At 68.6% G+C, this 20,036-nt stretch carries 17 protein-coding genes; 8 read left to right on the top strand and 9 right to left on the bottom strand.

The window, feature by feature from the left end; translation table 11 throughout:
• Positions 1–171: 171 nt before the first annotated feature.
• On the bottom strand, positions 172–1,044 hold the full coding sequence (gene dapF, locus OG709_RS27395) for a diaminopimelate epimerase (RefSeq protein ID WP_250304840.1): 873 nt from the start codon (positions 1,042–1,044) through the stop codon (positions 172–174).
• Between the two features lie 47 nt (positions 1,045–1,091).
• Positions 1,092–1,529, bottom strand: a complete 438-nt coding sequence (locus OG709_RS27390; RefSeq protein ID WP_250304853.1) for a hypothetical protein — start codon at positions 1,527–1,529, stop codon at positions 1,092–1,094.
• A 239-nt stretch (positions 1,530–1,768) separates the two neighbouring features.
• On the opposite strand from OG709_RS27390, the gene OG709_RS27385 reads away from it, so the two are divergent.
• Together OG709_RS27385 and OG709_RS27380 are read left to right on the top strand one after the other, a co-directional pair.
• Positions 1,769–1,936: a hypothetical protein gene (locus tag OG709_RS27385; RefSeq protein ID WP_250304841.1), complete on the top strand. Its 168-nt coding sequence runs from the start codon at positions 1,769–1,771 to the stop codon at positions 1,934–1,936.
• A gap of 135 nt (positions 1,937–2,071) precedes the next feature.
• Positions 2,072–3,082, top strand: coding sequence for a hypothetical protein (locus OG709_RS27380; RefSeq protein WP_329167928.1), 1,011 nt, complete (start codon positions 2,072–2,074; stop codon positions 3,080–3,082).
• 51 nt (positions 3,083–3,133) lie between these two features.
• On the opposite strand, the gene OG709_RS27375 is transcribed toward OG709_RS27380, so the two are convergent.
• Positions 3,134–7,222, bottom strand: a complete 4,089-nt coding sequence (locus OG709_RS27375) for a S8 family serine peptidase (protein WP_329167926.1) — start codon at positions 7,220–7,222, stop codon at positions 3,134–3,136.
• Positions 7,223–8,000: 778 nt separating this feature from the next.
• On the bottom strand, positions 8,001–8,939 hold the full coding sequence (gene miaA / locus OG709_RS27370; RefSeq protein WP_250304844.1) for a tRNA (adenosine(37)-N6)-dimethylallyltransferase MiaA: 939 nt from the start codon (positions 8,937–8,939) through the stop codon (positions 8,001–8,003).
• 471 nt (positions 8,940–9,410) lie between these two features.
• On the opposite strand from miaA, the gene OG709_RS27365 reads away from it, so the two are divergent.
• Entirely contained in the window at positions 9,411–9,653 is a 243-nt protein-coding gene (locus tag OG709_RS27365) for an antitoxin (RefSeq protein ID WP_250304845.1), read from the top strand.
• 129 nt (positions 9,654–9,782) lie between these two features.
• Here the strand turns inward: OG709_RS27365 and OG709_RS27360 are convergent, their stop codons facing one another.
• The 3 genes from OG709_RS27360 to OG709_RS27350 form a co-directional block, all read right to left on the bottom strand.
• Positions 9,783–10,493: a class III extradiol dioxygenase subunit B-like domain-containing protein gene (locus OG709_RS27360; RefSeq protein ID WP_326693877.1), complete on the bottom strand. Its 711-nt coding sequence runs from the start codon at positions 10,491–10,493 to the stop codon at positions 9,783–9,785.
• A gap of 166 nt (positions 10,494–10,659) precedes the next feature.
• On the bottom strand, positions 10,660–12,162 hold the full coding sequence (gene miaB, locus OG709_RS27355; RefSeq protein ID WP_250304855.1) for a tRNA (N6-isopentenyl adenosine(37)-C2)-methylthiotransferase MiaB: 1,503 nt from the start codon (positions 12,160–12,162) through the stop codon (positions 10,660–10,662).
• Positions 12,163–12,267: 105 nt separating this feature from the next.
• Complete coding sequence (locus OG709_RS27350; protein ID WP_250304856.1) at positions 12,268–12,927, bottom strand: CBS domain-containing protein; 660 nt, start codon at positions 12,925–12,927, stop codon at positions 12,268–12,270.
• Between the two features lie 203 nt (positions 12,928–13,130).
• On the opposite strand from OG709_RS27350, the gene OG709_RS27345 reads away from it, so the two are divergent.
• A complete protein-coding gene (locus OG709_RS27345) occupies positions 13,131–14,126 on the top strand; it encodes a TAXI family TRAP transporter solute-binding subunit (protein ID WP_250304857.1) in 996 nt (331 codons plus the stop codon).
• A 42-nt stretch (positions 14,127–14,168) separates the two neighbouring features.
• Here the strand turns inward: OG709_RS27345 and OG709_RS27340 are convergent, their stop codons facing one another.
• Both OG709_RS27340 and OG709_RS27335 read right to left on the bottom strand, forming a co-directional pair.
• Positions 14,169–15,563 carry a sensor histidine kinase gene (locus OG709_RS27340; protein WP_250304858.1) on the bottom strand — a complete coding sequence of 465 codons (1,395 nt, stop codon included), beginning with the start codon at positions 15,561–15,563 and terminating at the stop codon, positions 14,169–14,171.
• Between the two features lie 15 nt (positions 15,564–15,578).
• Entirely contained in the window at positions 15,579–16,274 is a 696-nt protein-coding gene (locus OG709_RS27335) for a response regulator transcription factor (RefSeq protein WP_250304859.1), read from the bottom strand.
• Positions 16,275–16,574: 300 nt separating this feature from the next.
• On the opposite strand from OG709_RS27335, the gene OG709_RS27330 reads away from it, so the two are divergent.
• The 4 genes from OG709_RS27330 (at position 16,575) to OG709_RS27315 (ending at position 19,942) form a co-directional block, all read left to right on the top strand.
• Positions 16,575–17,360 (top strand): amino acid ABC transporter ATP-binding protein, encoded by a 786-nt coding sequence (locus tag OG709_RS27330; protein WP_250304860.1) that lies wholly within the window; start codon positions 16,575–16,577, stop codon positions 17,358–17,360.
• Positions 17,361–17,395: 35 nt separating this feature from the next.
• On the top strand, positions 17,396–18,316 hold the full coding sequence (locus OG709_RS27325) for a glutamate ABC transporter substrate-binding protein (RefSeq protein ID WP_250304861.1): 921 nt from the start codon (positions 17,396–17,398) through the stop codon (positions 18,314–18,316).
• A 106-nt stretch (positions 18,317–18,422) separates the two neighbouring features.
• Positions 18,423–19,070, top strand: coding sequence for an amino acid ABC transporter permease (locus OG709_RS27320; RefSeq protein ID WP_250304862.1), 648 nt, complete (start codon positions 18,423–18,425; stop codon positions 19,068–19,070).
• The gene (locus OG709_RS27315; protein ID WP_250304863.1) at positions 19,067–19,942 is read left to right on the top strand and encodes an amino acid ABC transporter permease; all 876 of its coding nucleotides are present in this window, start codon (positions 19,067–19,069) and stop codon (positions 19,940–19,942) included. The genes OG709_RS27320 and OG709_RS27315 overlap by 4 nt, the downstream gene beginning before the upstream one ends.
• Positions 19,943–20,036: the final 94 nt, after the last annotated feature.

The following is a 20,036-nucleotide window of genomic DNA, read 5'->3' as shown; positions in this document are numbered from 1 at the left end:
CGAGCCCACCACGCGGTGCCCGCCCGCTCTCGCCCAGCGTGAAACTGATCACCCATTCGAGCGAAGTCCGGGGCGTGTTTCGAAAGTTCAGCCCGCCCGGCCGCTTCTGGTGTGTTGGGCCGCGGCGTTGCGAACGTGTTCCGGTCCGGTCGGCCTTGACCGGAACAGGTCCTAGGAGAGAGCCGTTTCCTGGAACGCGGGGTCGAGTGTGCCTTCGGCGACGATCACGGCCGGACCCGTCATCTCGATCTCACCGTCCGGCAGCTCGGTGATCACCAGGCGCCCGCCGGGGAGGTCGACCGTGTACGTCACGGGGGCCCCGGTGACCGCCGGATCGACGCCGTCCCTACGGGCCGCGGCGACGGCCACGGCGCAGGCGCCCGTACCGCAGGAGCGCGTCTCGCCCGAGCCGCGCTCGTGCACCCGCATGGCCACGTGACGCGCGCCGCGGTCCACGACGAACTCGACGTTGACGCCGTCCGGATAGACGGACTCCGGGCTGACCGGCGGCGCGGAGAGCAGGTCTCCGGCGTGCACCAGATCGTCGACGAAGGCGACGGCGTGCGGATTGCCCATGTTGACGTTGCGCGCGGGCCAGCTCCGGCCGCCGACCGTGACGGTGGCGCTGTCGGCGGGGAGTACGGCACGTCCCATGGAGACCGTGATGTCGCCGTTCTTCGCGAGGTGGACCTTCTTCACGCCGCCCCGGGTCGCCACGGCCAGGTCTCCGTCGGCCACCAGTCCGGCCCGCTGGAGGTAGTGGGCGAAGACGCGGGTCCCGTTGCCGCACATCTCGGCGATCGAGCCGTCGCTGTTGCGGTAGTCCATGAACCACTCGGCCTCGTCCGCCATCGCTCGCGCCTCGGGATGCGCGGCGGACCGTACGACATGCAGCAGACCGTCGCCGCCGATGCCGGCCCTGCGGTCGCACAGGACGGCGACCGTGGATGCGGGCAGGGCGACGGCGTTGTCCGGGTCGGGGATGATCACGAAGTCGTTCTCGGTCCCGTGGCCCTTGAGGAAGGCGATCTGCGAGGTGCTCACAGGGTCCATCGTACGAGGTGAGGACGGACCGGGGTGACGGCGCCGGTTCAGCGCAGCCGGGCCACCCGGCCGACGGCGAGCGCCACGACCACGCAGAAGGTGACCACGTAGAGCCCCACCACGCGCCAGTCCGGCCGCACCCCGGAGCCTCTGGCCGGCAGACCCGGCCAGGCGTAGCCGACGCGCCGGGCGGCCATCATGCCCCAGCCCGCGGCGCAGCAGCTGATCAGCAGCCCCAGCATCGCGACCACGGGTCCGCCGTCACCGAATTCGAAGGCGAGGGGGAACGCGAACATCAGCGATCCGACGGCGGCGAGCACCACGATCGGCGCGATCTGCCAGATCCGGAGCCGCCGCTGGGGGCGCAGCTCGACCTCGACCTCGGGGGCCACTTCGGTGATGTCCAGCGCATCGGGCCCGTCGGGGCTCAGCTGCGCCGCCTCGTCCGGGGTTCCGTGTTCTCTGTCGCGAGGGCCGGCCTCCATCGCCACGCGCCCTCCCCACTCGGACTCCACTTGTCGATCGCAGATCGATGATGGCACGCCGTCAGAGCCCGAATTGACGGGCGGAGCGTCCCGATGCCATCACGTGATCAGGCTGTTATAGCCCCGCTTTAGGGTTTACGCAGGTCAGGCGCGTGCTGCTGGTAAGCGAGTCAGCAATAGCCCCAGGTCAGCGCCCGATTGACCGGTCGCGACCGGCCCGAAGAAAGGCCCTCTCCATCATGTCGAACAAGCTTGCGCGGGGTAGGGGGAGCTTCTTCGAGCCCTGCGAGTGCCGCCGGCCGTCGAGCTGCCCGCACCTCTACGCGATCCGGTTCCGCAACACCTGGGGCAAACAGACCGACGAGTCCGGCTTCCCCACCCAGGACGCCGCCATCGAGCGCGCCTGACCGAGCTCCACACGGCCGTCGAGGCCCGCCTGCGGCAGACCGGAGTCGAGGAAGGCCCGGCGGGACGGACTCCCCCGGCGTGAACAGGCCCACCGGACAACCGTCCGGCAGCCCCGGGCGATACTGTCGAGCATCATGGATACCGACCCCGCCATACAGATCCCACCCGGGTCGTTGTCCGGCGTCGGCCTTACGGATGCCCCGGAATCTGTGTATCGGGCGATCGTCGCGCAGCTGGCGATCCAACCGGATGAACTCGTCGAGGCCACCGGGCTGACCGTCGAATCCGTCACCGCGTCCATCGGGACACTCATCTCGCGTGGCTTGGTCGACGCCAGCGGCGGCACGCTCACCGCGGTTTCCCCTTTGCTGACTCTTGGCGACCTGGTCGCCAAGAGCGAGAGGGACGCCAGAATGGCCCGCGCGGCGCTGGACGAACTCGCCGATCATCATCGGTCGATCCGTCAACAGGAAGAGTTCCGCGGCCTCGAGGTGATCCACGGACGCGCGAACATCGGTGGCTGGATCAATCATCTGATGCGCGCCACCGAACGAGAGCTGCGATTGTTCGCCAAACCGCCGTTCGAAGTGGTCGGTGTCGCGGAAACCGACTCGGAGAAGGAGTTGGCCGTCCGCGGGTTGGCCGAGCGGGTGATCATCGAGCGGTCGCTGCTCGATGAACCGGAGACCGAGCAGGATCTACTGGCGTCCCTGGACCGCGGCCAGCAGATCCGACTGGCCGAGACGCTGCCGAGCAAGTTGCTGATCGCCGACGATTCGATGGCCCTGGTGCAACTCGACGAAGGCGGTCCGTCCCACGATGTCGTGGTGGTGGTGCGGCCCGGCGGCCTGCTCACGTCCCTGACGACGCTGTTCGAGTCGTTGTGGGAGCGTTCGATCCAGCTGCGGGAGGCTCCGGGACGGCGGATCGAGCCGTATCCGGCGTCCGAGGACGCCCTGAGCGATCCCATGGACCGGAAGGTGTTGGCCTTGTTGCTCGCCGGGCACACTGACGGGGTGGTGGCGACCCGGCTCGGCGTCGGGCTGCGGACAGTTCAGCGTCGGGTCCGGCATCTGATGGACATGGCCGGCACCGACTCCCGGATCCTTCTCGGCTGGTACGCACGCGACCGTGGCTGGCTCTGAGTCGCCTCGGGCCGGCCACGGTCGCGGTTGGTGCAGAAGAGCTGTTCGGATCTATTTGGCGATCAGATCCGGAATGTGCAGCAGAACGGTGCTCGACGACGAGCCCTTGGGCCCGCCCTCGCCGTAGATCATCAGATCGTGCTGGTCGTTGATGCCAAAGGAATAGGTCGGCAGGAACCAGTCATTGCCGGGAATCATCGACGACAGATCCCACAGCCGACCCTGCGGATCCCACAGTGCCGCGACCTCGAAATCGGGCTGCAGCTCCACCGTACCGAGGATCCAGCCGTCGCTGGTGATCTTCTCCGCCGTGGCGTTGAATCCGTAGTCCGGCAGGCGTTTCATGCCGGCCGACGGCGTCCAGACGAACGCGTCGTCCCCGCTGGCGCCGACCACCGAGCCGGCCGCGTTGACCCCGAGGGCCACCGAATTGGACTGCCCCGAAAGGGTACCGAGATTCGTGACCCTGCCGGTCGAGGTATTCCAGCTGACGGCCCGTTGCGCACCTTCGGTGGTGAGCGACGACCCGACCGCAACCCCTTGGGCGTTGATCGCCCTCGGCTGGGTTTCCGTGGTGTTGGCCGACAGCTGAGCCAGTTTGGTGAATCCGCCGGTCTTGGTCCAGCTGAACGGGTCGACGTAGGTGTGTCCCTGACTGTTCTCATCCTGATACTCAAGGCTCGCGAACCCGACGACGGTGCCTCCGTCGCTGATGCCGGTGGCATATCCGCTGCTGTACGCCTTCTCCCGCCACTCCGGCAGCCCGAGATCAGTCACATTGCCGTCGGCTGCCCACGTTGCTGGACGGTCGCTCCCATCCTTGTAGTGGAGCATCCCGGCCGCTTCCTGCCGCTCGTTCATGTCCAGCGCTGAGCCGTACGCCCCCGTGCCGAGGTTCAAGTCGGTGAAACCCGCGTCCTTGGTCCAGGTGGTTGGCGTCATCTTCGCGTTGACCTGCCGATCGCCGGCGACCGTGCCGTTGTTGGTGAGTTTCGCGCCGACGAAAGGCTTTTCCCACTTCAGCGCCTCCATCTTCGGCGCGACAACGCTGTTGATCCGGACCGTCGCAGCACCCACGATCGTGCCGTCGGCGTTCGCAACTCGGACCCGGCCGATGACGGGCTCGGTCGTCTGGGTGACCGCGCTCAGGTCGATGCCGGCGGCCACCGGCATCGACTGCCCCGGCCTCAGCAGGGACGCCTTGTCGGACGTGGCAGCTATGGTGCCGATACCGCGGGAGAACATCTCCTCGTGATAGTCGAAGGTCGCCGGCCCTGATGGGACGTCGGCGCCGGTCACCACCACGAAGTAGGTGCCGGGCGCCGGATCGTCCAGGACGATCCGCTCGACACCGGGCCCGATGTTCATGCTGGTGCCCACGATGCCGCGGGCACCGACGATGTACATGTCGAGATCGGCATCGTCGGCGCGGGACGTCAGCGCCACGTCCAGTCGCGTCGACTGCCGCGGCACGTCGACACGATTCGACGTGAGCTGTCCGTTGGCGACGGTGGAGAACAGGTTCCTGACGAACCCGAGCTCACCGTCAGTGGCGTGGAGCTTCGCCGTGCCCCAAGTGTTCGTCCCGGTGAACTGGACCGACTCCTTCTGGTGCACGGTGGCCGACTGCAGGGTCGTCACGTCAGGCGCGAACGACATTCCCTGCAGGGCGACCGTTGCCGTAAAGGGATTGTGAGCAACGCTCGAGGTCCGTCGCGCTTCGACCACGAACTCCCAGATGCCCGCCTTCGGTCGCAGCACGGCCCTGGACTTCGGATCGCATCCGGCCGGGTCGGGGTAGCCGGTGTAGCAGTGATCGCTGGCGTTGGAGTCGGCCGGGATCCCGTCGGGATCGACGGGCAGGACTCGCATCTGGCTGCCCTCGGCCTGTCCCGCCAGGTTCAGTTGCAGGGCCTCGACACCTTCCGGCACCGCAACCAGGAACGAGGTCGTTCCGGTGCGGCCCAAGGTTCCGGCCTTCCTGACCTGGTACGTCGGGCCGCTCAGCGGTTTCGCCGCCAAGACCGTCACCGCTACGAACCGGTCGATGCCGGTCGTGGTCGGATCATCGATGGTCATGATCGCGCTGTGCACGCCGGTCGTCTTCGGAGTGGCGGTCACCGTCACCGTGTTCGAGGCGCCGAGAGTCGACGACAGGGTCTTCGGTGCCCGGAACGTGCCGTCGTTGCCGACCCAGCCGATCCGGCTCGTGGTGTGCCCTGCCTTCCCGTTGGTCCTCGTCACCGTCACCCGGTACGACTTGTCGGTCCCGACCGGCTGGCCACCCGACCCGGGCAGGCACCGGTTGTAGATCCCGGCGCCCCTGTTCGGCGTGGCCAGATTGCCTGACAGCGCCGTGCACACCGGGGCGGAGACGTCGAAGTTGTTGGTCCGCACGCCCTTCGAAAGCATCTTCCAGGCTGCCGGAATGTTGACCAGTCCGGCACCCTGGGCAGTGGTCGGCACACCGTCGATCGGCGTCGCCGTTCCGGTGAGCACGGAGCGGAGCGCCGTCGGACCGGCTTCGACGTTCCGGGACTTCGCCGCCGACAACAGCAGGGCCGCGGCCCCCGTCACCTGAGGTGCTGCCATCGAGGTGCCGTTCATCATGCTGTAGCCGACCGGCAGGGAGTAGCCCGCCTCCGGCACGGCCTGCCCTTCCAGCCAGCCGGGGATCGAGGAGACCGCCGCTCCCGGGGCGCTGACCGCGGGTGCGAGCGCGCCGTCCTCGGACGGGCCGTGCGAGGAGAACCCGAACAGACCTTGCGGTGCATCGACCGCGGAACCGTAGTCGGCCCACCAGGTCTTCTTGCTCACCGACGCCGCAACAGCCAGCACCGAGGAGGAGACGGACGGGGAGCCAACGGTATTGGTGCCCGCGCCCTCGTTACCGGCCGCCACCACGATCTGCACGCCGAAGCGGCTGGTCAGCTTGTTGTACAGCTGGGATATCACGTCGGATCCGTCGTTGAGCGCCGGCAACCCGCCGACCGAGAGGTTCACCACGTCGACGCCGCGATTGACGACCAGGTCGATCATCCCTTCGGTGAGGGCCGCCTCGGTGCAGCCGCCGCCCCAGGTGCAGGCCCGGGACGAGACGATCTGCGCGCCGGGAGCCACACCGTGCATCGCGCCGCCGAGCAGAGATGTACCGGCGATGATCCCGGCGACGTGCGAACCGTGCGCCCCCGACGGCAACCCGATGTTCACATAGTTCATCACCTTGCCGACGTTGCTGCCGCCCAGTGGCGACAGGTCGACGTTGTCGCGGTATTCCACGACGAACGGAATCCGTTCGGTGACGGCGGTCTGCGGATCCTCGGTGCCGAAATGGCCGATCTGCCGTTGCCGGCCGTAGGGCGACATCGCCGGCGTATCGGTGAAGTCGTGGTCGCCGTCGGAGTCCACCCACACCTGGTGGGTCTGCGGGTCGTACAGCACGCCGAACCGGTCGTTGGTACTGCCGTTGTTGTTGAGGTCGCCACCGAAATCACTCTGGGTGGTGGCCATCTCGTAGAACAGGCCGAGTTGGAACTTTCCTTCCGGGGCCGTCCAGGTGGCCCCGGCGTAGTCGAACCGGGGGCCCGTCACCGCCTTGCTCATCTGCACCCAGGTTCCGTCGCCATCCGTCACCGGATCGGTGGCCGTCACCCAGTCGACCACCTTCGGCCGACCGTCGCTGGTCTTCTGAAGGGCTGCGTGATCGAGGTCGACGCCGGTGTCGAGCACCCCGACGGTGATGCCGCGTCCATCCGACTTATGGTTTGCCGCGACAAAATCGGTGGCCCCGATGTCGTTGACCGGCAGGTACGGATTGTCGGCAGGGGTGGTCGCGTTCGGCGCCGCCGGGTGAGCGGCGCCGGCCTTGGCATCGACCGGGCTTACGGCGTTGCCCAATTGCGGGCTCGGCACGCGGTAGGTCTTGTCGAGATCGATGGCCTTCACCACCGGGAGCGCAGCCAAACTCTGTACCTTGCCGGTCGGAACGGTGGCCCGGACGTAGCCGATCTCCGGCTGGACCTTGCCGACTGTCCCGCCGGCTTTGGCGACGGCGGCGGACACCTCCTTGGTGTTGCCGGAGTCCGCGAGCAGCATCACCGTCACGGTCTTGGCCTTGGTGGCCTGCGCCTGCTGCAGCACCTGGGTGTCGTGGGCGCCGAGCTTCTCCGAACTCCGGCCGGCGGGCGCCGTGGCATCCAGCGGCTTGAAACCCTTGTCGTCCGTGGGTGGCTGATACAGATCGCTGTCAGCGGGCGACGCCGCGGAGAAGGGCACCCGAGGGCCGCTGGTCGCCGGACCGTCGGCACCTGGACCGTGCGGTGCCGCGGCGGCGATGGTCGGCTGCCCGATGCCGAGGGCCGCAGCGGCCATCACCGCGGTGCCGATGATGATGAGTGAGCGGGGTCGCCGTCGTCTCATATCGCTCCTTCGGGTTCCGTTACCGGGCTCGGTCGCGGGCCCGTCCTGGAAACCTCGCAGCAGGAACAGACACGCAGCAATGACCAGTGCCCGGCGGACGTGCGACATGGCGGCCTTCCGCCACGACCCCGGAATGCAAGACGAGCAGGACGGCGGCGAAGACGGCCCAGGACAGGAGGAACCCGAACGATCAGAACGCTCGAGATGCTTGATCGGCGGCTATTGCGCCCAGGTCGCGAAGCTCGTCAGGGACACCGACGCGGACGCAGTCCTGAAGCTCTACCCGTTCTGCACGTTCACCCGCGGCGCCACGCCCCCGGCATTGATAGCGCAGGCGAACGTCCCCAACGGCACGAAGATTTCCGAAGGAATCAGCAGGCTGGCCCGCTGCCCTACCCGCAGGCATCACAGCAGCTCTCCCGTCAGAAACACTCTCTGGCCTGCTTCGATAAAGCCCAGGGAGTGCTTCCCGCTACGCAATCGATCTCTCGTCACGTGATCAGGCTGTGACCGCCCGTTCGACCAACGCCAGGGCGCGCCGCGGAAGTTCCGAGCGGTCCGCGGCGGCCCCGCTGAGCCACTGCACCCGTGGATCACGGCGGAACCATGAATCCTGACGGCGCGCGAAGCGCTTGGTGGCGCGTACGGTCTCGGTGCGCGCTTCCTCCTCGGTGCACTCCCCCGCGAGGGCCGCGAGCACCTGCTGGTACCCGAGCGCGCGCGACGCCGTACGCCCCGTACGGAGGCCCTGAGCCTCCAGCGTGCGCACCTCGTCCACCAGCCCGGCCTCCCACATCCGGTCGACGCGCAGGGCGATGCGCTCGTCCAGCTCCGGACGGGCGACATCGACGCCGATCTGCACGGTGTCGTAGACCGGATCGGGTCCGGGAAGGTTGGCGGTGAAGGGCTTGCCGGTGATCTCGATCACTTCCAGCGCCCGGACGATACGGCGGCCGTTGCTCGGCAGGATCGCCACGGCGGCCTCCGGGTCGGCGGCGGCCAGCCGGACGTGCAGCGCGCCAGGTCCGTGCTGCTCCAGTTCCGCCTCCAGCCGCGCCCGTACGTCCGGGTCGGTGCCGGGGAACTCCAGGGCGTCGATGGCCCCTCGGACATACAGCCCGGAGCCACCCACCAGAACCGGGGTGCGGCCCGCGGCGAGGAGCCGGTCGATCTCCGCGCGGGCCAGCCGCTGGTACTCGGCGACGCTGGCCGCCTCGGTCACGCTCCAGATGTCGAGGAGGTGGTGCGGGACGCCGCCGCGCTCTTCCAGCGTCAGTTTGGCTGTCCCGATATCCATCCCCCGGTAGAGCTGCATGGAGTCGGCGTTGACGACCTCGCCGTCGAAATGCCGGGCGAGAAAGACGCCCAGGTCGGACTTTCCGGCCGCGGTGGGACCGACGACGGCGATGACCCGCGCTGCGGGAGCTGCACTTCTCACCCCCTCAGTCTCGCAAACCCCCGGCCCTGTCCCCGAATGAGTTACGTGACAGACGGCTGGCCGGGTTCGTTTCCTGTTGCGAGGTTCCGGTTCCGGTTCCGAGGTTCCGACTGCCGGTTCGCGGACCGGCGCCCCGGGCGGCGCACTCAGGCGCTCCGGACGGCGCGGAATACCGCTCAGACGAGTACGTTATGGAGTGAATATGGGTATTTTTTCAGTGTTTCGCCGAAAGTCGAAAGTCGCTGCCGAGGAGCTTGCCGGGGAGACTGAGGCCATTGCCCCGACGGCGGAGCCCACGCCGGAGGGCGAGACCGGGGAGCCTCAGGTGGGTGAACCGGCGGAGGGCGCCGCGGTCCGCTCTGCCGGGGAGGTCGAGATTCCCCGGCAGCAGTCTGCCGCTGCGGCAGCCGACAACGAAGCCGGTGAGGGCGTTCGCAAGTAGGTCGCCCACAAGAGGGAAGTAGGCCCACCATGGGATTCCTGGACAACCTGAAAGCCAAACTCGCGCCCGCCAAGGACAAGGTCTCGGACCTCGCGCAGCAGCACGGGGACAAGATCGGGCAGGGGCTGGACAAGGCCGCTCAGACGGTCGACTCCAAGACCAAGGGCAAGTACAGCGACAAGATCGAGTCGGGCACGGGCAAGGCCAAGGAGGCCCTGGACCGCCTCTCGCACAAGGACGACGGCGGCCCCACGCCGCCTCCTGCCTCCTGAACGGAGATGCGGCGGGCGGCCGTGGAGCACAGCGCTCCACGGCCGCCCGCCGCATGTGTCCGCCCGCCGCATGTGTCCGCCCGCCGCTGTGTCCGTCCGCCGCGTGTGTCCGTCCGCCCGGACCGGGGGCTAGGCCCAGGCGGCGACGGAGTACCCGACGCCGTAGGGGGCGTCGTCGTACAGCAGTTGTCCACCCGGTTCCGTGCCCTCGGCGGCGCCTGCCAGTACCTGCCAGGGGGCGCGGCCCGCGGCCTTCAGCTCGTACGCGAGAGTGGCGTCCAGCGTCTTCAGCGCGGCCGTGTCCGCCGCGCCCAGCGCCCGCGCGGTGTCCGCGTCGAACCCGGTGGCGCGGTCGTCGAGGTAGCCGGGGGCCTTCAGTGTGCGGCAGGCACTGCCGTCACCCATCACCAGGAGCGCGACCCGTTCGGCGCGAGCGGCGAGCTGCCGGCCGGCGGCCAGACAACGGTCGGTCGCGAGTGTTTCGGTCACGCCCAGCGCCTCCACCGGCGCCGCCGTCCACTCGGCACGGGCGAGCAGCCACGCGGCCACGGACAACGACGGCGGAAGCTCCTGTCCGGGCTCGGTGTCCGAGGCCCCCAGCCGTACTCCCAGGTCCACGCCGAAGCCTCTGAAGGAGCCGGTGGCCCCCTGCGGATAGGGCCCCTGACCGGGGTCGTCGGTGGGGCCCACGGCGATCAGCAGGTCGGGCCGGGCCGCGGCGAGCCTCCGGACCGCGTCGAGGCAGGCGGCCCGCGCGCCGTCGAGCTCGGGCGCCGCACCGGCGGCCACCTCGGGCACGAGCAGCGGTGGGCAGGGACAGACAGCGGCGGCTACGAGCATGCCCCGCAGCCTAGCGACCCGCGGCAACCCGCCCACAGGGGCTGTACCGGGCGCGTGCCCGGCCGGATGGCACCCCGGGAGACGGCGGAGTCACGGTGCGCACACCGGACGACGCGAGGCCGCGCGGCTCACGCCGCGAGGACCGCCGCCCGTCCGCGACCGGGCCTCAGTCGCAGCCACAGCCCCCGGTCGCGGCCGGCTGCGGTGCCGGTGCGCCGATGCCGGGCAGCCCGAGCATCACACCCGCGGGCTTCGCCGACGCGGCGGCGGTCCGCTTCTCCCAGGCGTCCCCGGAGCGGGTGCGCCGCACCGTCGTGGTCGGCCCTTCGGCCAGCAGATGGTGCGGGGCCGCGTACGTGATCTCCACCGTCACCACGTCACCGGGCCGCACCTCGGCGTCCGGCTTGGTGAAGTGGACCAGTCGGCTGTCGGGCGCCCGTCCGGACAGCCGGTGCGTCGCGCCGTCCTTGCGCCCTTCGCCCTCGGCGACCATGACGTCCAGCGTGCGGCCGACCTGCTTCTTGTTCTCCGCCCAGGAGATCTCCTCCTGGAGGGCCGACAGCCGCATGTAGCGCTCCTGCACGACCTCCTTGGGGACCTGGCCGTCCATGGTGGCGGCCGGGGTGCCCGGACGCTTGGAGTACTGGAAGGTGAAGGCCTGCGCGAAGCGCGCCTCGCGGACCGCGTGCAGGGTCTGCTGGAAGTCCTCCTCGGTCTCGCCGGGGAAGCCCACGATGATGTCGGTGGAGATCGCGGCGTGCGGAATCGAGGCACGCACCTTGTCGATGATCCCGAGGAAGCGCTCCTGCCGGTAGGAACGGCGCATCGCCTTCAGGACCGTGTCCGAGCCGGACTGCATCGGCATGTGGAGCTGCGGCATCACGTTCGGCGTCTCGGCCATGGCCGCGATCACGTCGTCCGTGAAGTCACGCGGGTGCGGCGAGGTGAAGCGGACCCGTTCGAGGCCCTCGATCTTCCCGCAGGCGCGCAGCAGCTTGGAGAACGCCTCGCGGTCACCGATGTCCGAGCCGTAGGCGTTGACGTTCTGTCCGAGCAGCGTCACCTCGGAGACGCCCTCGTCGACCAGTGCCTCGATCTCGGCGAGGATGTCGCCGGGCCTGCGGTCCTTCTCCTTGCCGCGCAGGGCGGGGACGATGCAGAAGGTGCAGGTGTTGTTGCACCCGACGGAGATCGACACCCACGCGGCGTACGCGCTCTCGCGACGGGTGGGCAGCGTGGACGGGAAGGCCTCCAGGGATTCGGCGATCTCGACCTGGGCCTCGCCCTGGATCCGGGCCCGCTCCAGCAGTACCGGCAGCTTGCCGATGTTGTGCGTACCGAAGACGACGTCGACCCAGGGTGCCCGCCGGACGATGGTGTCCCGGTCCTTCTGGGCCAGGCAGCCACCGACCGCGATCTGCATGCCGGGCCGCTGGGTCTTCATCGGGGCGAGCCGGCCGAGGTTGCCGTACAGCTTGTTGTCTGCGTTCTCCCGCACCGCGCACGTGTTGAAGACGACGACATCGGCGTCCCCGTCCGCGTCCTTCGGCGCGCGGACGTACCCGGCGTCCTCCAGAAGTCCTGACAGCCGTTCGCTGTCGTGGACATTCATCTGGCAGCCGTAGGTGCGGATCTCGTAACTTCGGTTCAGGGCGTCCTGCGCGGTCATGTCACCAGGGTAGGCGGTACCGGGGAAAGCTCCTGCCCCGGCCGTGAACGCGGCAGGCGCGGCCACGGCAGGGCCGCGACACGGCGGCCCGGTGGAACAGCGCGGCTACGGGCGTTCGTGCGGGGTCCGGCTGTCGTCGGTCGCGCGGCTGTCGTCGACGTCGTACGTCAGCCGCTCGGAGACATCCACCACGCCGTCGACACCGCGGCAGAGGCGGACCGCCGTCGGGATCACGCTCCGGCGGTCGACGACGCCGCTGAGCGTGACATGGCCGTCGGCGACATCGACCGTGATCGCCGACGGGGACAGTCCCAGGGTCCGGGTCAGCACGCCTTCGAGTACTTCCTCCTGTATCGCGCGGTCGCGACGGAGGAAGACGTGCAGCAGATCGCTGCGGCTGATCACTCCGACCAGCCGCCCGCCACCGTCGACCACCGGCAGCCGCTTGACCCTCCGGGCCTGCATCAGCCAGCCCGCCTCGACGATCGTCCAGTCCGGGTGCGCGACCACCGCCGGGCTGGTCATCAGCCCCTCGGCCGTGGTCGCCTCGGTCTTCTGGTGGTGATCGTCCTCCTGCCGGAACGCGGGCAGCAGTGCGGTCAGCCCCAGCTGCTTGCGGAGCAGATCGGCCTCCGACACGACTCCGACCGGACGGTCCTCGTCGTCCACGACCGGGACGGCCGAGATGTGGTGCTCCGCGAGCAGTCGGGCGATCTCCTTGAGGAACGTCCCACGCTGCACCCGCACGACATCCGTCGACATCATCTGTCCGACACTTCGACCCGACGTCACTCTGTCCTCCGTGGCACATTCCGGCAGCAATCGTCTGCTGTCCGGTTACTCCATAGTGACAGCCGCAATCCGGACCTGATAATTCCGGCGGCATACGCACCGACCGGGCCCCGGGTCCGAAGCCGCCCCGCCTCATCCCTGTTCCTCGGTGGGCGTGAACTGGCAGGATCGCGCGCATGTTCAAGGCACTCTCCCGCATCAGCCGCCGCCGCGCCCTCCAGGGAGCAGCTGCCGTGCTGGTGGTCTCCGGACTGCTGATGTGGTGGCTGCTGCCCATCGGGCCGTCGTCCCCGCGGGGTTCCGTGACCTTCAGCACCGGGGTGCGGACCGGCGTCTACCAGCTCTACGGACAACTGCTCAAGCCCACGCTGGCGCACGATCTGCCCGGTGTCCGTATCGAACTGCAGCCGAGCGAGGGCTCGCAGCAGAACCTCGCCCGCGTGGCGACCGGGAAGGCGGACTTCACCATCGCCACTGCCGACGCGATCGCAAAGTACGTCGAGGACGGCAAGCCGGGTGCCGATCGACTGCGGGGCTGCGCGCGGCTCTACGACGACTACGCGCAACTCGTCGTGGACGACGGTTCCACCGTGCAGCGCACGCGCGACCTGCGCCACAAGCGGGTGGCCGTGGGGCAGCCCGGATCGGGCGTACGGCTGATAGCGGAGCGCACGCTACGGGCCGCCGGACTCGATCCGCAGAAGGACATCACACCGGTGCCCGCCGGCATCGACACCAGTCCCGGCCTGCTGGAATCCGGCAAGATCGACGCCTTCTTCTGGTCGGGCGGCCTGCCGACCGACGCGGTGCGCGACCTTGCCGCACGCCACCCGATCCGACTGGTTCCGCTCGACGACCTGGTGACGAAGCTGCACGCGGCCGGTGGCACCACGCGTTACTACCGCTCGGCCGTCATGCCCGCCGACGCCTACCGCCAGGCCCGCAACGGCGGTCCGGTTTCCACCATCGCGGTCGCGAACGTACTGGTCACCACGGACCGGGAGGACGCCAAGCTCACCGAGGGCTTCACCCGCAGCGTGATCCTCAGCCGCGACCGCATCGGACGCCAGGTGCACGCGGCCCAACTGGTGGACGTCCGGACCGCGATCTACACGGACCCGCTGAAACTGCACGAGGGTGCGCGCCGCTACTACCGGTCCGTCAAGCCTTGATCACCGGCCCGACTCCGCACCGGGCCGCGACCGGGAACGGCCTCAGGGGTGCGGGGACATCCGCGGGACCGTCACGGTCACCCGCAGTCCGTGCGGCTCGTTCTGTTCGTACGAGATCGTGCCCCCGCCCGCGGTGAGCAACGCCCGTGAGATGGACAGGCCCAGGCCCGAGCCCTTGACGTTCTGGTGCCGGTTGCTGCGCCAGAACCGGTCGCCGATCCGGGCGAGTTCGTCCGGGCCGAGTCCGGGTCCGCCGTCCGCGACGGTGATCCGGGAGGAGGAGCCGTGAGAGGCGACCGTGACCTTCACTTCCTCCCCCTCGGGCGTGAACTTGAGCGCGTTGTCGATCACGGCGTCGAGGGCGCTGGAGAGCGCGACGGGATCGGCCCAGGCGGTCACGGCGGGGGCGCCCTGTTCAGCGATCCGGACGCCCTTGCTCTCGGCGACCGGACGCCAGGAGGCGACCCGCTCGGCTGCCAGCCCGGCGATGTCGGTGACCCGCAACTCGGCAGCGGTGTGCTCGGCGAGGGCGAGGTCGAGCAGGTCGTCGAGCACCTGACCGAGGCGCTTGCCCTCCGTACGCACGGAGGCGATCTCCTCGTTGCCCTCGGGAAGTTCGAAGGCGAGCAGTTCGATCCGCAGCAGCAGCGCGGCAAGGGGGTTGCGCAGTTGGTGGGAGGCGTCGGCGACGAAGGCGCGCTGTTGCTCCAGCACGTCCTCGACGTTGTCCGCCATCTCGTTGAACGAGCGTGCCAGGCGGCGGAGTTCCGGCGGGCCGCCACCGGGTGCCACTCGCGATTTCATCAGCCCGGTCGCGATGCCGTGCGTGGCGGCGTCCAGGGTCCGCACCGGGAGCAGCACCCACCCGGTGAGCCGGATGGCGGCCCCCACCGCGAGCAGCATCGCGGCTGCCTCACCGGCCGCGATCACGAGCCAGCCGCGCACGATACGTGAACGCATCTGGCCGGTCGGCGAGTCGGTGACCACCACGGCGATCACATCGCCGTTCCGCACGACGGGCGAAGCGACCAGGAGCCGTCCGCGCTCCCAGGGCCAGACCTGGCCGGGGTCGCGGCTGCGCCGCCCGGCGAGCGCCTCCTCGAAGGCGGTTCGGCCGTCGCCGACGGACGGTACGGACCAGGACTGCGGGGCCGACGCCATGGCGAGGCGGTCGCGGTAGAAGACGCCGGCCTGGATCCCGTACACCGCCCGGTACCGGTCGAGTTCCTCCTGGAGGGTGTCGTGCCGCTCCTGCTCGCTGGCCGGTATCTCGGTGACGAACTGGGCTTCCTCCGCTATGCGTGCGGTGTCGTCGATCCGGTCGACGACCACTTTCTGCTGCTCGGCGGCGGCCACGCTCACCGCGAGCGGGAATCCGAGCGCGAGCAGCACACCGGCCATGAGGACGATGAGCAGCGGAAGCAGCCGGGCGCGCACGGTCCGTTACGCGCCTCAGGCCGAGGCCGGGACGACGAGGCGGTAGCCGACGCCGCGCACGGTCTCGATCAGCGCGGGCAGATGCAGTTTGGAACGCAGGGAGGCCACGTGCACCTCAAGGGTGCGGCCGGTCCCTTCCCAACTGGTCTGCCACACCTCGCTGATGATCTGTTCCCGGCGGAAGACCACACCGGGCCGCTGGGCGAGCAGCGCGAGCAGATCGAACTCCTTGCGGGTCAGCTGGATCTCGCTGCCCTCGACGCTGACCCGGCGGTTGGGCAGCTGGATCTCGACGGGCCCGACGCGCAGGGCTGCCGCCGGAATCGGCCCGGTGTCCTCACCTGCGGTCTTGCGCCTGCTGACGGCGTGGATACGGGCGAGCAGTTCTCCCGTGTCGTACGGCTTGACGACGTAGTCGTCGGCGCCGAGGTTCAGCCCGTGGATCCGGGAGCGCACGTCGGCGCGGGCCGTCACCATGATCACCGGGGTCGCGGTGCGCTTGCGGATCTTGCCGCAGACCTCGTACCCGTCCAGGTCGGGCAACCCGAGGTCGAGCAGGATGACACCGAAGGGCTCCTGCTCCGCGGGCAGCAGGGCCCGTAGCGCCTCTTCGCCGTTACGGGCGTGCACGACCTTGAAGCCGTGCCTGGCCAGTACGGCGGACAGGGCGGCGGCCACGTGGTTGTCGTCCTCGACGAGCAGCAGTCTCATGAGCCCCCTACCGGTTTGCGGTCCGCTGGCGTACCTACCCATCTTCCACAGGTACTCAGGCATCCACGCCGATGGCCGCCGCACCAGTCAAGACCCTTTCCCCCGCCGAGGGGGTTCCGTTACGCACCCGGTATTCCGATCGTGAACTCGTTCACGTGGAGTGGCCGGTCCGTGCCCACGTGCAACCAGATCGTGATGCTCAATTTCCGCTCAGATGTAATGACGCTGGTAGTGACGTCTCATTACTGTCCTTCCAACCACGACCGCCCTTGCGGTCGAGGAGGACGGAGCGAACAGCCGATGAGCGGAGTGCCAGTGACCAAGTCCGCCGAAGACTCTGTACCGGTGTCGGACGACCTGGTCGTACTGAGCAACGTCAATAAGCACTTCGGCGCGCTGCATGTGCTCCAGGACATCGACCTGACCATCGCCGGTGGCGAGGTCGTGGTCGTCATCGGACCCTCGGGGTCCGGCAAGTCCACACTGTGCCGCACCATCAACCGCCTGGAGACAGTGGACTCCGGCACGATCACCATTGACGGGAAGCCGCTGCCCCAGGAGGGCCGCGAGCTGGCCAGGCTCCGCGCCGACGTCGGCATGGTCTTCCAGTCGTTCAACCTCTTCGCACACAAGACGGTTCTGCAGAACGTGATGCTGGGCCAGGTCAAGGTGCGCAAGACCGACAAGAAAGCCGCCGAGGACAAGGCGCGTGCGCTGCTCGACCGGGTGGGTGTCGGCACACAGGCCGACAAGTACCCCTCGCAGCTCTCCGGCGGCCAGCAGCAACGCGTCGCGATCGCACGGGCGTTGGCGATGGACCCCAAGGTCATGCTCTTCGACGAGCCCACTTCGGCGCTCGACCCCGAGATGATCAACGAGGTCCTGGAGGTCATGCAGCAGCTGGCGCGTGACGGCATGACGATGGTGGTCGTCACGCACGAGATGGGCTTCGCGCGCTCCGCTGCCAACCGGGTCGTCTTCATGGCCGACGGAAAGATCGTCGAAGAGGCCGTCCCGGACCAGTTCTTCAGCAACCCCCGCAGTGACCGCGCCAAGGACTTCCTGTCGAAGATCCTGCACCACTGACGCTCCAGAGCCTGACGAAAAAAGGGATGTTCACCATGAAGTTCCGCAAGTCCGCTGCCTTCGCGACGATCGCCGTCCTCGCCCTCACCGGAACCGCCTGTGGCGGGAAGTCGGGCTCCGCCGGCGACCAGGCCGCCAACCCGGCCGGTGGCAAGGACGCTCCCAAGCTCCCGGCCTACACGGTCGCGAAGAACGTCACTCTGGACTCTCCGACGCTCAAGGCGGCCCAGAAGCGCGGCAAGCTGGTCATCGGCGCCAAGGCCGACCAGCCGTACCTCGGCTTCGAGGACCAGTCGACGAAGGAGCGCTCCGGCTTCGACGTCGAGCTCGCCAGGATGGTCGCTGCCGACCTCGGCTTCAGCAAGGACCAGATCGAGTGGAAGACGGTGGACTCCGGCATCCGCGAGACCGCGATCTCCAAGGGTCAGGTCGACTACTTCGTCGGTACGTACACCATCAACGACGAGCGCAAGAAGCTCGTCGGGTTCGCGGGCCCGTACTACAAGGCCGGCGCGGACCTGCTCGTCCGCAAGGACGAGACGGGTATCACCGGACCCACCGCGCTGAAGGGCAAGAAGGTCTGCTCGATCAAGGGCTCGACGCCTCTTGAGGAGATCAAGAAGCCCAAGTACGGAGCCAAGACCACCGAGCTCGCCAAGTACTCCGACTGCGTCCAGGAACTGCTGACCAAGCAGGTCGACGCGGTCACCACCGACGACGCGATCCTCAAGGGGTACGCGGCGCAGAACCCGAAGAAGCTCAAGGTGATCGGCCAGCCGTTCACCCAGGAGCCCTACGGCGTCGGCCTGAGCAAGGGCGACAAGGCCCTCCGTGACTTCATCGACACGTCGATCGAGAACCACGTCAAGGACGGCACGTACAAGAAGATCTACGAGGCGACGCTCGGCCTGTCCGGCTCCGCCTACGTCGCACCGCCGGCCGTCGAGCGCTACTGATCAGCGTCCGACCCGCCGCCTCCCTTCGCGCTGAAGCGCCCCGTACCCGGGTACGGGGCGCCGCGCCCCTTGTCTTCCAGCCGCTGCCCGCCGACGCGGAGACCTCATGAACGTACTGCTCGACAACTTTCCGGCGTTCCGCGACGGCTTCATAGGAACCGTGTCGATCACCGCCGTCAGTTCGGTTATCGCCCTGGTGCTCGGCATCGTCATCGCCGGGTTCCGGGTATCGCCTGTGCCCCCGCTGCGGTTCTTCGGAACGGCCTGGGTCACACTTCTGCGCAACACCCCGTTGACTCTGCTGTTCCTCGTCGCCACCTTCGTGGTCCCCGAGATCCTCTTCCCGGGCATGAGCCCCTTCGTGCTCGCCTCGCTCGCGCTCGGTTTCTACACCTCGTCCTTCGTCTGCGAAGCCGTCAGGTCCGGCATCGGTACGGTCCCGCTCGGTCAGGCCGAGGCAGCCCGTTCGCTCGGGATGAGCTTCTTCCAGACCTTGCAGATGATCGTTCTGCCGCAGGCGACCCGAACCGTCATCGCACCGCTGAGCAGCATCATCATCGCGCTCACCAAGAACTCGGCGATCGCCGGTGCCTTCAGCGTCACCGAACTCTTCGGCTGGCAGAAGACCTTGAGTGACCGGGGCTACGGCATCGCGCCCATCTTCCTCTGGGTCGCCCTCGGCTACCTGGTCATCACCTTCGCCATCAGCGGTGTCTTCCGCCTGGTAGAGCGCCGTATGGAGGTCGCACGATGAGTGCCAGCGTGCTGTACGACGCGCCGGGCCCCAAGGCCGTCGTCCGCAACCGTATCTACGCCGTCATCGGCAGCGTGGCCATCCTCGCGCTGCTCGTCGTCAGCATCATGCGGCTCGCCGACAAGGGCGACCTCGCCGGCGGCATGTGGGACATCTTCAACTACGCGGGCATCCGGCAGAACATCGCCGACGCCCTGGTGGCAACGCTGAAGGCCTTCGGTCTGGCCGCGGTCGGATCGATCGTGCTGGGTCTGGTCCTGGTCGTCGGCCGGCTCTCCGACCACCGCCCGATCCGCTGGCTGGCCACCGCGTTCATCGAGCTGTTCCGCTCCATCCCGCTGCTGATCACCATCTACGCGATCTGGGTCGGCTTCCTCACCGACTACTCGATGTGGGCGCTGGCGCTGGGGCTGTCGATCTACAACGGCTGTGTCCAGGCCGAGGTCCTCAGGGCGGGCATCAACTCCGTACCGAAGGGGCAGCGCGAGGCCGCCTACGCGCTGGGTCTGAACAAGACGCAGGTCATGGTGAGCGTGCTGCTGCCGCAGGCGATCCGTGCGATGCTGCCGACGATCATCAGCCAGCTGGTGGTCACGCTCAAGGACACGTCGCTCGGCTACATCATCCTGTACCCCGAACTGCTCGCGACCGCACGGCTGATCGCGGCCAACACCCCGGTCGACGGCCAGTATCCGTACGTCTCGACGATCGTCGTGATCGGTGTCATCTACATCGCGATGTGTCTGCTGCTCTCGGCGCTCGCCACCTGGATCGAGAAGCGTGGACGCCGGGCCAGGACGAGCATCACGGTGGCCCCGGCCGCCCAGCCGGTCACGCCGTCGGAGATCACGGCTCCTCCTGCGGCCGACTAGGCCTGTAGGCACCTCGGCCGGTGGTCAGCCGGTCGTCGTACGAAATGTGGCGCTCGGTCAGCCGACGGACCGAGCGCCACGTTCTCGTGCCCGG

Source organism: Streptomyces sp. NBC_01267 (genome assembly GCF_036241575.1).
Lineage (GTDB): Bacteria > Actinomycetota > Actinomycetes > Streptomycetales > Streptomycetaceae > Streptomyces.
The sequence above is the reverse complement of the archived record's forward strand: the minus strand, read 5'-3'. Positions and strand labels throughout refer to the sequence as shown.

Coding starts and splice junctions, on each gene's coding strand:
- OG709_RS27330 (WP_250304860.1), top strand. CDS start 16,575: ATGAGCGGAGTGCCAGTGACCAAGTCCGCCGAAGACTCTGTACCGGTG.
- OG709_RS27360 (WP_326693877.1), bottom strand. CDS start 10,493: ATGCTCGTAGCCGCCGCTGTCTGTCCCTGCCCACCGCTGCTCGTGCCC.
- OG709_RS27325 (WP_250304861.1), top strand. CDS start 17,396: ATGAAGTTCCGCAAGTCCGCTGCCTTCGCGACGATCGCCGTCCTCGCC.
- OG709_RS27315 (WP_250304863.1), top strand. CDS start 19,067: ATGAGTGCCAGCGTGCTGTACGACGCGCCGGGCCCCAAGGCCGTCGTC.
- OG709_RS27385 (WP_250304841.1), top strand. CDS start 1,769: ATGTCGAACAAGCTTGCGCGGGGTAGGGGGAGCTTCTTCGAGCCCTGC.
- OG709_RS27335 (WP_250304859.1), bottom strand. CDS start 16,274: ATGAGACTGCTGCTCGTCGAGGACGACAACCACGTGGCCGCCGCCCTG.
- OG709_RS27390 (WP_250304853.1), bottom strand. CDS start 1,529: ATGGAGGCCGGCCCTCGCGACAGAGAACACGGAACCCCGGACGAGGCG.
- OG709_RS27380 (WP_329167928.1), top strand. CDS start 2,072: ATGGATACCGACCCCGCCATACAGATCCCACCCGGGTCGTTGTCCGGC.
- miaB (WP_250304855.1), bottom strand. CDS start 12,162: ATGACCGCGCAGGACGCCCTGAACCGAAGTTACGAGATCCGCACCTAC.
- OG709_RS27320 (WP_250304862.1), top strand. CDS start 18,423: ATGAACGTACTGCTCGACAACTTTCCGGCGTTCCGCGACGGCTTCATA.
- OG709_RS27345 (WP_250304857.1), top strand. CDS start 13,131: ATGTTCAAGGCACTCTCCCGCATCAGCCGCCGCCGCGCCCTCCAGGGA.
- OG709_RS27350 (WP_250304856.1), bottom strand. CDS start 12,927: ATGATGTCGACGGATGTCGTGCGGGTGCAGCGTGGGACGTTCCTCAAG.
- OG709_RS27365 (WP_250304845.1), top strand. CDS start 9,411: ATGGGATTCCTGGACAACCTGAAAGCCAAACTCGCGCCCGCCAAGGAC.